This window comes from Salinarimonas soli, assembly GCF_008386575.1.
Taxonomy (GTDB): domain Bacteria; phylum Pseudomonadota; class Alphaproteobacteria; order Rhizobiales; family Beijerinckiaceae; genus Salinarimonas_A; species Salinarimonas_A soli.
This window is the reverse complement of the sequence record NZ_VUOA01000001.1, coordinates 25,065-36,880: the sequence shown is the minus strand read 5'-3', so window position 1 is coordinate 36,880 and position 11,816 is coordinate 25,065. Positions and strand designations below refer to the sequence as shown.

Genomic DNA, 11,816 nt, shown 5'->3' with positions numbered 1-11,816 from the left:
GTCTCGGGCGGGGCGCTCCATGCGTGGGCTCATCATCGCGATGGACATCGCGGCGCTTCTCGCCTCGCTCGCGGCGGCGGCCCTGTGGCTTCGTGCCAGCGGCCGGACGGTGCGCCGGATCAGCTACCGCGAGACCCTGGACGCCGCCGATTTCAACCGGATCGTGACGGCCCTGAACCGCACCCAGATCCTCAACGGCCGCGCCGCCGCGGCCTCCGGCCTCGCGGCCCTGTTCGTGAGCCTGCGCTTCCTCGTCGACCTGCTGACGCGCTGAGCCGGGCTATCGCCCGCAAGATGATCCGTGAGCCGTCCAGCAGGTTCCAGGTCATCAGCCCATTGTATATCTAGGCCGGGAGCCTGGGTCCGCCTCTCCTGGGCATCCTCTAGCGCCCGCTCTCCAGGAGGCGGCTCACCACCTTCGCCGTGTAGTCGACCATCGGCACGATGCGGGCATAGTTGAGCCGCGTCGGGCCGATGACGCCGAGCACGCCCACGATCTTCTGCGTCCCGTCGCGGAAGGGGGCGGCGATCATCGAGGAGCCGGAGAGCGAGAAGAGCTTGTTCTCCGAGCCGATGAAGATGCGAACCCCCTCGGCGCCCTCGGCGCGGGTCAGGAGCTCGATGACGTCGGTCTGGGTCTCCAGCGCCTCGAAGAGCTGACGGATGCGCTCCAGGTCCTCGGCGGCCCGGAAATCCTCGAGCAGGTTCGCCTGGCCGCGCACGATGAGCTGGCGGCTCTCGCCGGACCCGGCATTCGTCGCGATGCCGGCCTCCACGAGGCGGGCGGTGAGCACGTCGAGCTCGCGCTCCATCTCGGCGCGCCTGGCCGCGATCTCGCCCTTCACGTCGCCGAGCGTCCGGCCCCGGATGCGGTGGTTGAGGAAGTTCGCGGCCTCGACGAGGGCGGAGGGCGGCAGGCCCGCGGGGAGATCGAGGAGACGGTTCTCCACCGAACCGTCCTCGGAGACGAGCACCACGAGGGCGCGCGCGGGATCGAGGCGGACGAACTCGATGTGCTTGAGCTGCGTGTTCTGCTTCGTCGTGAGCACCACGCCCGCGCCCCGCGACAGCCCCGAGAGCAGCTGCGAGGCGTCGGCGAGCACCGATTCGAGGCTCTGCCCCCCGCCGGCCCGCACCTGCGCCTCGATGCGCGAGCGGTCCTCCTGGGAGAGGTCGCCGATCTCCATCATGGCGTCGACGAAGAAGCGCAGGCCCAGCTCGGTCGGCAGGCGGCCGGCGCTGGTATGGGGGGCGTAGATGAGGCCCGCTTGCTCCAGGTCGGCCATGACGTTGCGCACGGAGGCCGGCGACAGGGTCATGGGGATGAGGCGGGACAGGTTGCGCGACCCCACCGGCTCGCCGGTGGTGAGATAGCTGTCGACGATCTGGCGGAAGATCTCCCGCGACCGGTCGTTCAGCTCCGCGAGCGCGCGCGCCTGGGAGGAGGTGGGATGCTGGCCTTTCGGCGTCGAGTTCATCACGGACGGTGGTTGAGCCCCTTTCCCGATTATGTGTCGCGCTTGTGGTCCTTGCGCAAGCGCTCTCGTGCCGGGGCTCACGCGGCCCATGCGCCTTGCCGCTCGGGCGCCACCGGTCTAAAGCCGGGGCAACCGAAGGAGAGACCCGATGCGCCCTTCCAAGCGAGCCCCCGACGAGCTGCGTCCCGTGACGCTGGAGCGCGGCGTCTCCCGCTATGCGGAAGGCTCCTGCCTCGTGAGCTTCGGCAACACCCGCGTGCTCTGCACCGCCTCGCTGGAGGAGCGCGGCCCCGGCTGGCTGCGCGGCTCCGGCAAGGGCTGGGTGACGGCCGAATATTCCATGCTCCCCCGCGCCACCCACGAGCGCACCCGCCGCGAGGTCACCTCGGGCAAGCCCTCGGGCCGGACGCAGGAGATCCAGCGCCTCATCGGCCGCTCGCTGCGCGCCGTGGTCGACCTCCAGGCCATCGGCGAGCGCCAGATTGTGCTCGATTGCGACGTGATCCAGGCGGACGGGGGCACCCGGACGGCCTCCGTGACGGGCGCCTGGGTGGCGCTGCACGAGTGCTTCACCTGGATGCAGTCCCGCTCCATCATCTCCGTGAACCCGCTGCGCGACCACGTGGCGGCGGTGTCCTGCGGCATCCATGCGGGCACGCCGGTCCTCGACCTCGACTATGCCGAGGACTCGGGCGCCGAGACCGACGCGAACTTCGTCATCACCGGCAAGGGCGGCCTCGTCGAGGTGCAGGGCACGGCCGAGGGCAAGCCGTTCTCCGAGGCCGAGCTGATGGCGCTGCTGGCGCTGGCCAAGGGCGGCATCGCCACCCTCGTCGACCTGCAGAAAGCCGCGGTCGCGCCCCGATGAGCCGGCAGCTCACCGGACGGGTCGTCATCGCGACCCACAACGCGGGCAAGCTGCGCGAGATGCGCGAGCTCCTCGCCCCCTTCGGCGTCGAGGCGGTGTCGGCGGGCGAGCTCGGGCTCCCGGTGCCCGCCGAGACGGGGCACATGTTCGCCGAGAATGCGGGCATCAAGGCGCATGCCGCCGCGAAGGCCACGGGCCTGCCGGCGCTCTCCGACGATTCGGGGCTCTGCGTCGCGGCCCTCGACGGGGCGCCGGGCCTGTTCTCGGCCGATTGGGCGGTGGGCGGCGACTTCCGCGGCGCCATGGAGCGCGTCGAGCGCGAGCTCCAGAAGCGCGGCGCCACGACGCCCGAGAGGCGCCGGGCCTATTTCATCTCGGCCCTCGTCATCGCTTGGCCCGACGGGCACGAGGAATTGTTCGAGGGTCGAGTCCACGGGCAGGTGGTCTGGCCGCCCCGGGGCGATCGCGGCTTCGGCTATGACCCGATGTTCCTCCCCGACGGTCGCGACCGCACCTTCGGCGAGACGGACGCGCAGGAAAAGCACGGCATCGACTGGACGGCGGGCCGCGACGGCGCGCTCTCCCACCGGGCCCGCGCCTTCGTCGACCTCGCGCAGGCCTGCCTGACGCGGGCGTGACGGCGCTCGACTGAGCGGGGATCGTGCATAGGGGAACGTGCGCACGGCCCTGCCGACAATGCGTCCGGCGGTCCGCTACCGCGTCCAACAAAAAACCCGCGCGGTCGCCCGCGCGGGTGGAGGTGGGTCTTAAAACGTGAAGAGGTCGTCAGGCGGCGGGGCCCGTGCGGCGGGCGCGGAACGCCTCGAACTCCTCGCGGTCCTTGGCCCGCTTCAGGTCCTCGACGAACTGGGTGAAGGCGCGAGCCTCGTCGTCGAGACGGCGACGCTCCTCCTCGAGGCGCGCGAGCTCGGCCCGGCGGTACTCCTCGAAGGCGAGATTGCCGGTGGAGGCGGCGGTGAACGGGCGGGCGAAGGGCAGCGAACCGCCGACCGCGCGCTCGACGGCGGCCTTCAGCTGCGCGGCGTAAGGGTAGCCGGCGAGCTTCCAGACCAGATAGGTGAGGGCCAGCGGCCAGGCGAAGATGAAGCCGAGGATGATGCCGGCGATCTCCAGGCCGCGACGGGGCTTGCCGGCGGTATGGCGCGAAGGCGCGTCGGCGTTCCAGCCGTAGCTCGAAGCAGAGGGGTTCATCGAGGGGTCTCCTGCGGTGCCGGGACGACGGCACGACGATGGTTCAGGTGACCCCGGGCGGCACCGCTTTCAAGCGCATCAGGATTAAACCTTGGTAATCTTAGGCCCGGCGCGACCAAAGCCGCCATTGCCAAAGCGGCGCCGGCGGGTCACATCCCCTCCATGATCGATCACCCGACATCGGCCGCAGGCTTCGGCGTCTACATCCATTGGCCGTTCTGCGCCTCGAAGTGCCCCTATTGCGACTTCAACTCCCATGTGCGCCACCGTCCCGTGGACGAGGAGCGCTTCCTGGCGGCGTTCCGGCGCGAGATCGCCCACATGGCGGCGCTGGCGCCGGGGCGGACGGTGGGGAGCATCTTCTTCGGCGGCGGCACGCCCTCGCTCATGCGGCCGGGCACGGTGGCGGGGCTCATCGAGGCGGTCGACGCGCATTGGAGCGTGCGCCCGGACGCCGAGATCACCTTGGAGGCCAACCCCACGAGCGTCGAGGCGGAGCGTCTCCGCGGGTACCGCGTGGCCGGCGTCAACCGGGTCTCGCTGGGGGTGCAGGCGCTCAACGAGCCGGATCTGCGCCGCCTCGGGCGCATGCATTCGGCCGACGAGGCCCTCGCCGCCGTGCGCATCGCGGCCACGACCTTCGAGCGCTATTCCTTCGACCTTATCTATGCCCGCCCGCATCAGACGCCCGAGGCCTGGCGGGCCGAGCTGGAGAGCGCCATCGCGCACGCGGTCGAGCACCTGTCGCTCTACCAGCTCACCATCGAGCCCGACACCTGGTTCGAGCGCCTGTTCCGGGCCGGCAAGCTCCCCGTCCCCGACGCCGACACGGCGCGGGCGCTGTGGGACGTGACGCAGGAGACCTGCGAGCGCCACGGCCTGCCGGCCTACGAGATCTCCAACCACGCCCGGCCCGGCGCCGAGTCGCGGCACAACCTCGTCTATTGGCGCTACGGCGAGTATGCCGGGATCGGGCCCGGCGCCCATGGCCGGCTCGTCACGCCCGAGGGGCGCCTCGCCACCTCGACCGAGAAGCATCCCGAGACCTGGCTGTCGCAGGTCGAGCGCGAGGGCCATGGCATGGTCGAGACCGAGCGCCTGTCGGCGGAGGCGCAGGGGGACGAGTTCCTGCTCATGGGCCTGCGGCTTCGCGAGGGCGTCGATCCGGCGACCTACCGCGCGCTCGCCGGCAAGCCCCTCGACGCCCGCCGCATCGCCGACCTCGTGGGCGACGGCCTCATCAGCCACCGCGTCGGCGAGCGCCTCGCCGTGACACCCGCGGGCTTCCCGGTGCTCGACGCGGTGGTGGCGGATCTGGCGGCATGACCCCTCTCTCCCCCTGGGAGAGGGGAGATTAAGCTCCCGACGAGCCGAAGGCTCTCGGGGCCGGGTTCACCACCGCCGAGGCGCCGCCCCGCAGCTCGAAGATCGCCAGCCCGCGCTCGTTCGTGCCGTCGGCCTTGAGGCGGAACAGGCCGTCGATGCCGGCGGCGCCCGACGGGTTGGTGAGGACGCCTTCCGAGAAGCGCTGCGACCCTTGGGTGCGCGAGAGCGCGGCCGCGTAGGAGACCGCGTCGTAGGCGAGCGAGGCGATGCGGGTGGGCTCGGTGTTGTACTTCGCCCGGTAGCGGCCCGCGAAGGCCTGGAAGCCCGCCTGGTCGGGCGCCGCGTACCAGCCGCCCTGGAGCCCCGGGATGCGGGCGATCCGGGGATCGTTCCAAACGGCGGTGCCGATGGGCTTCACCCGCTGCGGGTTGAAGCCGGCGCTCTGGAGCCCCTGGGCCAGCCCCGCGAGATTGTCGGCGGTCTCGGGGATGAACAGGGTGTCGGCCTGAGGCGACGCGCCGCCGATCACGGGGGCAAGCCGCGCGGCCGCCGCGGCGCCCGCGCCCGCCGCATAGCGCTCGACGCCGGCCACCCGCATGTTGTTGCGCGCCGCCGCCTCGCGGAAGGCCGCCTCCACCACGTTGCCGTAGGTGGTCTCGGGGATGAGCCCCGCCACCGAGCGGCGCCCCTGGGAGGCGGCGTAGTCGACCACCCGGTCGACCTCGGGCCCCGGCAGGAAGCCGATGAGATAGACGCCCCGGGTGGCGACGGACGCGTCGGTCGAGAAGGCGATCACGGGCCGTCCGCCCGCGCGCGCCACCCCGCCCGCGGCCGCGACGGAGCCGGCGAAGAGAGGCCCCAGGATCAGCTCGGCGCCCTCCGCCAGCGCGGCGGTCGCGGCGTCGCGGGCGCCCTCGGGCGTTCCCTTGTCGTCCTTGAGCAGGACCGTGAGGTCGGGCCCCTGGAACTCGGCGAGCGCCAGCTCGGCGGCGTTGCGCATGGAGGCCGCCACCGCGGCGCCCTGGCCGGGTCCGGTGAGGGGCAGGAGCAGGGCCACCCGCACGGGGCCGTTGCCGAGCGCCGGGCCGGCGGCGGGCTCCGGCTCGGGCGCCGGCGCCGCCGCCACGGGGCTCGGGCGCGAGCCGCCCGCGAGCGTGCTGACGCAGCCGCCCAGCGACAGGGTCGTCGCGGCCGCGAGCGAGCCCTTCAGGAGCCCGCGACGGCCGAATGCGGTGGGAGGCGTCATGGATCAGCTGCCCTCGATATGGTCCACGGTCCGGCCGGGCCCATCTGGCGCGGGCTCTCGGACGCCATGCGACGATGAACGGACCGATTCGGGCAAAGAATAGTAAACGTGGTTCGTGAACCACCCCCGCCGCGTCGCCACAGGGCGATCGCCGTGACACAGTGACCGCGATGCAACGCCGAATCGACAATCGCACCCGCCGCGACAGCTCCACCGGACGCGCCGGCGGCGTGTTCACCGCCTTCGGGCTCGCCGCCGAGGCCGATCCCCTGAAACCGGGGCTCTACGTCGTCGCCACGCCCATCGGCAACCTGCGCGACGTGACCTTCCGCGGCCTGAGCACGCTGGCGGCCGCCGACGCGATCCTCGCCGAGGACACCCGGGTCACGAAGACGCTGCTCGCCCATTACGGCATCACGACGCCGCTCGTGGCCTATCACGAGCATTCGGGCGAGGGCGTGCGCGAGCGGATGATCGAGCGGGTGCGCGCCGGCCAGGCGCTCGCCGTGGTGTCGGACGCGGGCACGCCCCTCGTCTCCGATCCCGGCTACAAGCTCGTCCAGGCGGCGATCGAGGCGGGGCTGCCCGTGACCCCGATCCCGGGCCCGTCGGCCCCCATGACGGCGCTCGTGGTCTCGGGCCTGCCCACGGATCGCTTCTTCTTCGAGGGCTTCCTGCCCCCGAAGAGCGCGGCGCGGCGGGCGCGGCTGGAGGCGATCGCCGCGATCCCCGGCACGCTGATGATCTTCGAGGCGCCCCACCGCCTGCCCGAGATGCTCGCCGACGCCGCCGCCGTGCTCGGCCCCCGGCCGGCCGCGGTGGCGCGCGAGCTCACCAAGATGTTCGAGACCGTGCGCCGGGGCGCCCTCACGGACCTGGCCGCGGCGTTCGCGGAAGAAGGACCGCCCAAGGGCGAGATCGTGGTGCTGATCGGCGAGGCCTCGGCGGACGCCAAGCGCGAGACGGCGGAGGTCGGCCTCGACGAGCGCCTGCGCGAGGTGCTCGACGCCCATTCCATCAAGGACGCCGCCGCCCTCGTCGCGGCCGAGACGGGGTTGCCCAAGCGCGACGTCTATGCGCGCGCGCTCGCGGTCGCCAAGTCGAAGGGGTGACGGAGCCTCCGGCTCACGCCGCCTTGGAGCGCCCGCCGGCCTTGCGCGCCTGAGGCTTTCGCTCGGGCGGCTTGCGGCGCTCGGCCTTCGCCTCGCGGGTCAGGCGGGCGTGGAGGAGCCCCAGCACGGCCGCCTCCTCGGGCTTGAGGTCGCCGAGCCCCTCGGAGAGTTCCTGCTCCACCTCCTCGCGGATCTCCAGGAGCAGGTCGCCGTCGAGATAGGAGGTGATCACCTCGGGGTGGACGTAGCACTTGCGGCAGATCGTGGGCGTGTTGCCGAGCCGCGAGGCGACGCGCTCGATCGCCGCCCGCACGTTCTTCTTCGCCTTCGCCTCGCTGTCCACGGCCTCGAACTCGGAGAGCGCGAGGGCGGCGAGCACCGTGCCGGCCCAGGTGCGGAAGTCCTTCGCCGTCACGTCGCGGCCCGTGACCTCCTTGAGATAGGCGTTCACGTCGGCCGAGGTGACGTCGCGGGGCTGGCCGTCCTCGTCGAGATAGCCGAAGAGGTCCTGCCCCGGCAGGTCCTGGCAGGCGCGCACCACCTTGGCGATGCGGCGGTCCTTCACGTCGAGGCGCCAGGTCTTGCCGCTCTTGCCCTTGAAGGAGAAGCGCAAAGCCGCGCCGTCGACCTTGACGTGCCGGTTGCGCAGGGTGGTCAGCCCATAGGACTTGTTCTGCTTGGCGTAGTCGTCGTTGCCGATGCGGATGAGCGTGGTCTCGAGCAGGTGGACCACGGTGGCGAGCACCTTCTCCCGCGACAGGCCGCGCCCGGCCATGTCCTGGGCGATGCGGGCCCGCAGCCCCGGGAGCGCCTTGGCGAACTCCACGATGTGCTCGAACTTGGCGCTCTCGCGCACCTCGCGGAAATCCGGGTGGTAGCGGTACTGCTTGCGGCCCTTGGCGTCGCGTCCCGTCGCCTGGAGATGACCGTTCGCCTTGGAGCAGATCCATACGTCCGTATAGGCGGGCGGGATCGCGAGGGAGCGGATGCGCTCCAGGGTGGCGGCGTCCGTCACCCGCGAGCCGTTCGGGTTGAGGAAGGCGAAGCCCGTCCCCGCCTTGCGCCGCCGGATGCCGGGCTCCTCGTCGGAGACGTAGCGCAGGCCTGCCGATTCCGCCGCGTCGCGGGGATCGACGATGTCGGACGGAGGCGACGCGGCCTCCGCATCGTGGGGTGCATCGGGCATGCCGGATCAACCGGAGGCGCGGGTGGATTGTTCCGGTTCGGCCGGGCGCCCCCGCTCGCATGCATTGTCGCGGGCCGCATCGGCCGCGAGACGCGGCGCGGGCGGCGGAGGCCGCCGTCAGCGGCGGCAGGCGAAGGGCAGGAAGGTGCTCGCGGTGCCCGCGTTCATGGCGAGGATCGTGAGGATGTTGGCCACATCCAGCTCCTCGGGCGAGCGCGGGCAGACGTCGGCCTGCGCGAGGCAGCCCGACGCCAGGAAGGCCTCATGGCGCTCGATGAAGGCGGGGCCGAGGCCCGCCTTGCCGCGCCTGGCGACGAGATCGGACCAGCCCTTCGTGTAGCGCGCGCATTTCTCCTCGGACCAGGTCCGCTCGCGGGCCGCCGGTTGCGCCTGGGCGGCCACGGGCAGGGCGGGAAGCGCAAGGCACGCCGTCAGGGCCGCGGCGGCGACGCGGCGTGCCGCCTTCGGCGTCGGCTTGGATGGCATGGCAGGGGCTCCTTGGACGATATGGGCGGGAGCAATGCACGCCTGCGGGAGCGGGGGCAAATGAGGATTCCTGTGGCCTGCCCTAAGCCGGATGAGGGCTCACGCGGGCGCAAGGCGCAAGAAGGCGCACGGCGCAAGCCCGGAGGGCCCCGTTCAGACGCCGAAGCCCGTCCGCCAGGCGTCGATGTCGCCCAGCGCCACGTTCGAGCCGCACAGGATCAGCGCGAGGCGCGCATCGGCCGGGAGATCGGCCGCCATGGCACGCGCCGCGGTGAGCACGCAGGCCGCCGCCGGCTCCGTCAGGACCCGCTCGTGCTGGAGGAGCCAGACGAGATCGCGCACCACGTCCGCGTCCTCGACGAGCCGGATCTCGCTGATGAGCGTGCGGGCCGCCGCGAGCGTCCGCTCCGTCACGAAGGGCGCCCCCAGGGTCCGGGCGATCGAGGTGGGGCGGATCGGCACGGGATGCCCCGCCCGGAGGGCCTCCGTCATCGTCGGCGCCCCCGTGGTCTCGACGCCGATCACCGTGATGTCGGGCCGGCGGCCCTTGAGCGCCGCGGCGACCCCCGCCGCGAAGCCCCCGCCGCCGATCGAGACGACGGCATGGGTGATATCGGGGGCGTCCTCCAGCACCTCGAGCCCAAGCGTGCCATGCCCGGCGATGATCAGCGGATCGTCGTAGGGGTGGATGTAGAGGCGGCCCCTCGCCTGGTGCTCCTCGGCCTTGGCGAAGGCCTCGGCGGCGTCGGCGCACAGCTCGACCGAGGCGCCCTCGGCCCGGGTGAGGTCGAGGTTGAAGGCCGGCGTCGCCTGGGGCATCAGCACGAGGGCGTCGAGGCCGAAGGCCCGGGCCATGCGCGCCACGGCGATGGCGTGGTTGCCGCCCGAGACCGTGACGAGGCCGCGCCGGTGCTCCTCCTCGGAGAGCGACAGGATCTTGTTGACCACGCCCCGCACCTTGAAGCACCCCGCCAGCTGCAGGGTCTCGAGCTTCACGATCGTGGGCCGGCCGAGGAGGGCCGACAGGGCGGCGCTCGCATAGGCCGGGGTCCGGCGCACGTGGGGCGCGATGCGGGGGCGGGCGGCCTCGATGTCCGCGAGGGTCACGTCGAAGGGGGGCATGGGAGGGGTCCTGTCACTCCGAGACGGCGGCGACCGCGTCGATCTCGATCAGCATGCCCGCGGGCAGGCGCCCGATCTCGACGGTCGAGCGGGCAGGGTAGGGGGCCGGGAACGCCGCCGCATAGGCCTCGTTCATGCCGGGGGCATCGTCGAGGCGCGTGAGGAAGACGGTGGTCTTCACGACCCGGTCCATGGACGATCCGGCGGCCTCCAGGATCGCCGCCACGTTGGCGAGGGCCGCGCGGGTCTGGGCGCGGATGTCGCCCGCCCCGACGAGGCTGCCAGCCGGATCGAGGGGCAGCTGCCCGGCGACGAAGACGAGGCCGCCGGCGCGGATCCCCTGCGAATAGGGGCCGCGCGGGTGGGGAGCGTTCGTCGTCTGGATCGGCTGGATCGGCATGCGGGCTCCGGGCGGTCGGAGGGATCAGGACACGCGGCCGCGGCCGGCGTCAATCCGCACCCCGCCAAGGGCTCATCGGTAGAATCCACCGTTGATCCGGAAGCGGCGCTCGTCCCAAGATAGGGGTCAGGAGCCCGTCATGCAGCCGACGTCCCGTGAGATGCTGGAGCGTCTCGTCGCCTTCCCCAGCGTCTCGTCCGTCTCGAACCTCGACATCATCGCCTTCTGCCGCGACTGGCTCGCGGGCCACGGGGTCGAGGCGCGGATCGTGCCCTCGCCCGAGGGCGACAAGGCGAACCTCTTCGCCACGATCGGCCCCGACGTGCCGGGCGGGATCGTGCTCTCCGGCCACACGGACGTGGTGCCCGTCGAGGGGCAGGCCTGGACGAGCGATCCCTTCCGCCTCACGGAGCGCGACGGCCGCCTCTATGGCCGGGGCACCTGCGACATGAAGGGCTTCGACGCCATCGTGCTGGCGCTGGTGCCCGAGATGCTTGCCGCGCCCCTGCGGCGTCCGATCCACATCGCCCTGTCCTACGACGAGGAGATCGCCTGCCGCGGCGCGCCGCACCTGGTGCGGGCCATGGGCTCCCGGGTGGCGCCGCCCTCAAGCGTGATCGTGGGCGAGCCCACCCGGCTCGCGGTGGTGACGGGCCACAAGGCCTCCGTCCAGATGATGACGCGGCTGACGGGCTACGCGGTCCATTCCAGCCGGATGGACCTCGGGGTGAGCGCCGTCATGACGGCGGCGCGCCTCATCACCTGGCTCGACGACCGCACCGCCGAGAACAGGGCCGCGGCCGACCCGTCGAGCGCCTTCGAGCCGCCCTACACCACGCTCCATTGCGGGATCATGGGCGGCGGCAACGCGGTCAACACGGTCGCGGGCCAAGCCTGGTTCTCCACCGACATCCGCTCGCTCCCCACCGAGGACATCTGGGTGTGGGTCGAGCGCTACCGCGCCCATATCCGCGACGCCGTCGAGCCCGCGATGCGCGCCGTCCACCCGGGGGCTGGGGTCGAGATCGAGATCGTGAGCGACGTTCCGGGCCTGCGGCCGGAGGCGGAGGGCGCGGCCGAGGGCCTGTGCCGGCGCCTCACGGGGGACAACGGCACGCATGTGGTCTCCTACGGCACCGAGGCCGGCCTGTTCCAGAACGCCGGCTGGTCGACCGTGGTCTGCGGGCCCGGGGACATCGCGCAGGCCCACCAGCCCGACGAGTTCATCGAGATCTCGCAGCTTGCGGCGGGCGAAGCCTTCCTGCGCCGCGTGATCGCCGAGCTGTGCGCCTGAGCCCCGCCGCCGGACACCGACCCGCGCAGGGCCGGGGAACGCGCCTGCGCGTCCATGCCGGCGCGCATTTGGGCCTTTGCCGCCGC

General features: G+C 72.4%; 13 protein-coding genes. 6 read left to right on the top strand and 7 right to left on the bottom strand.

From position 1 onward, the window contains the following. The first annotated feature begins 19 nt into the window (after positions 1-19). On the top strand, positions 20-274 hold the full coding sequence (locus tag F0L46_RS00185; RefSeq protein WP_149815008.1) for a hypothetical protein: 255 nt from the start codon (positions 20-22) through the stop codon (positions 272-274). 109 nt (positions 275-383) lie between these two features. Here F0L46_RS00185 and hrcA read toward each other — a convergent pair whose 3' ends face one another. After that, positions 384-1,478, bottom strand: a complete 1,095-nt coding sequence (hrcA, locus tag F0L46_RS00180; RefSeq protein WP_149815007.1) for a heat-inducible transcriptional repressor HrcA — start codon at positions 1,476-1,478, stop codon at positions 384-386. Positions 1,479-1,626: 148 nt separating this feature from the next. Between hrcA and rph the strand changes: the two genes are divergently transcribed. Both rph and F0L46_RS00170 read left to right on the top strand, forming a co-directional pair. Then, on the top strand, positions 1,627-2,346 hold the full coding sequence (rph, locus tag F0L46_RS00175; RefSeq protein WP_149815006.1) for a ribonuclease PH: 720 nt from the start codon (positions 1,627-1,629) through the stop codon (positions 2,344-2,346). Next, on the top strand, positions 2,343-2,984 hold the full coding sequence (locus F0L46_RS00170; RefSeq protein WP_149815005.1) for a non-canonical purine NTP pyrophosphatase: 642 nt from the start codon (positions 2,343-2,345) through the stop codon (positions 2,982-2,984). The genes rph and F0L46_RS00170 overlap by 4 nt, the downstream gene beginning before the upstream one ends. A 148-nt stretch (positions 2,985-3,132) precedes the next feature. Here F0L46_RS00170 and F0L46_RS00165 read toward each other — a convergent pair whose 3' ends face one another. Further along, entirely contained in the window at positions 3,133-3,558 is a 426-nt protein-coding gene (locus F0L46_RS00165) for a DUF2852 domain-containing protein (RefSeq protein WP_149815004.1), read from the bottom strand. 162 nt (positions 3,559-3,720) lie between these two features. Here F0L46_RS00165 and hemW point away from each other — a divergent pair, with 162 nt between their 5' ends. Then, positions 3,721-4,884, top strand: a complete 1,164-nt coding sequence (hemW, locus tag F0L46_RS00160) for a radical SAM family heme chaperone HemW (protein ID WP_149815003.1) — start codon at positions 3,721-3,723, stop codon at positions 4,882-4,884. 28 nt (positions 4,885-4,912) lie between these two features. Here hemW and F0L46_RS00155 read toward each other — a convergent pair whose 3' ends face one another. After that, a complete protein-coding gene (locus F0L46_RS00155; RefSeq protein ID WP_149815002.1) occupies positions 4,913-6,130 on the bottom strand; it encodes a penicillin-binding protein activator in 1,218 nt (405 codons plus the stop codon). Between the two features lie 170 nt (positions 6,131-6,300). Here F0L46_RS00155 and rsmI point away from each other — a divergent pair, with 170 nt between their 5' ends. Next, positions 6,301-7,242, top strand: a complete 942-nt coding sequence (rsmI, locus tag F0L46_RS00150; RefSeq protein ID WP_149815001.1) for a 16S rRNA (cytidine(1402)-2'-O)-methyltransferase — start codon at positions 6,301-6,303, stop codon at positions 7,240-7,242. 13 nt (positions 7,243-7,255) lie between these two features. Here rsmI and F0L46_RS00145 read toward each other — a convergent pair whose 3' ends face one another. From F0L46_RS00145 to F0L46_RS00130, 4 genes are all read right to left on the bottom strand, one after another. After that, positions 7,256-8,428, bottom strand: coding sequence for a DNA topoisomerase IB (locus F0L46_RS00145; protein WP_149815000.1), 1,173 nt, complete (start codon positions 8,426-8,428; stop codon positions 7,256-7,258). Between the two features lie 117 nt (positions 8,429-8,545). After that, positions 8,546-8,914: a hypothetical protein gene (locus F0L46_RS00140; protein WP_149814999.1), complete on the bottom strand. Its 369-nt coding sequence runs from the start codon at positions 8,912-8,914 to the stop codon at positions 8,546-8,548. Positions 8,915-9,067: 153 nt separating this feature from the next. After that, entirely contained in the window at positions 9,068-10,036 is a 969-nt protein-coding gene (locus F0L46_RS00135; RefSeq protein ID WP_149814998.1) for a threonine ammonia-lyase, read from the bottom strand. A gap of 13 nt (positions 10,037-10,049) precedes the next feature. Beyond that, the gene (locus tag F0L46_RS00130) at positions 10,050-10,436 is read right to left on the bottom strand and encodes a RidA family protein (protein WP_149814997.1); all 387 of its coding nucleotides are present in this window, start codon (positions 10,434-10,436) and stop codon (positions 10,050-10,052) included. A gap of 139 nt (positions 10,437-10,575) precedes the next feature. Here F0L46_RS00130 and argE point away from each other — a divergent pair, with 139 nt between their 5' ends. Continuing rightward, positions 10,576-11,730, top strand: coding sequence for an acetylornithine deacetylase (gene argE / locus F0L46_RS00125; RefSeq protein WP_149814996.1), 1,155 nt, complete (start codon positions 10,576-10,578; stop codon positions 11,728-11,730). The last annotated feature ends 86 nt before the right edge of the window (positions 11,731-11,816 follow it).

Coding starts and splice junctions, on each gene's coding strand:
- F0L46_RS00185 (WP_149815008.1), top strand. CDS start 20: ATGCGTGGGCTCATCATCGCGATGGACATCGCGGCGCTTCTCGCCTCG.
- F0L46_RS00130 (WP_149814997.1), bottom strand. CDS start 10,436: ATGCCGATCCAGCCGATCCAGACGACGAACGCTCCCCACCCGCGCGGC.
- rsmI (WP_149815001.1), top strand. CDS start 6,301: ATGCAACGCCGAATCGACAATCGCACCCGCCGCGACAGCTCCACCGGA.
- F0L46_RS00155 (WP_149815002.1), bottom strand. CDS start 6,130: ATGACGCCTCCCACCGCATTCGGCCGTCGCGGGCTCCTGAAGGGCTCG.
- hemW (WP_149815003.1), top strand. CDS start 3,721: ATGATCGATCACCCGACATCGGCCGCAGGCTTCGGCGTCTACATCCAT.
- F0L46_RS00135 (WP_149814998.1), bottom strand. CDS start 10,036: ATGCCCCCCTTCGACGTGACCCTCGCGGACATCGAGGCCGCCCGCCCC.
- F0L46_RS00140 (WP_149814999.1), bottom strand. CDS start 8,914: ATGCCATCCAAGCCGACGCCGAAGGCGGCACGCCGCGTCGCCGCCGCG.
- F0L46_RS00165 (WP_149815004.1), bottom strand. CDS start 3,558: ATGAACCCCTCTGCTTCGAGCTACGGCTGGAACGCCGACGCGCCTTCG.
- rph (WP_149815006.1), top strand. CDS start 1,627: ATGCGCCCTTCCAAGCGAGCCCCCGACGAGCTGCGTCCCGTGACGCTG.
- argE (WP_149814996.1), top strand. CDS start 10,576: ATGCAGCCGACGTCCCGTGAGATGCTGGAGCGTCTCGTCGCCTTCCCC.
- F0L46_RS00145 (WP_149815000.1), bottom strand. CDS start 8,428: ATGCCCGATGCACCCCACGATGCGGAGGCCGCGTCGCCTCCGTCCGAC.
- hrcA (WP_149815007.1), bottom strand. CDS start 1,478: ATGAACTCGACGCCGAAAGGCCAGCATCCCACCTCCTCCCAGGCGCGC.
- F0L46_RS00170 (WP_149815005.1), top strand. CDS start 2,343: ATGAGCCGGCAGCTCACCGGACGGGTCGTCATCGCGACCCACAACGCG.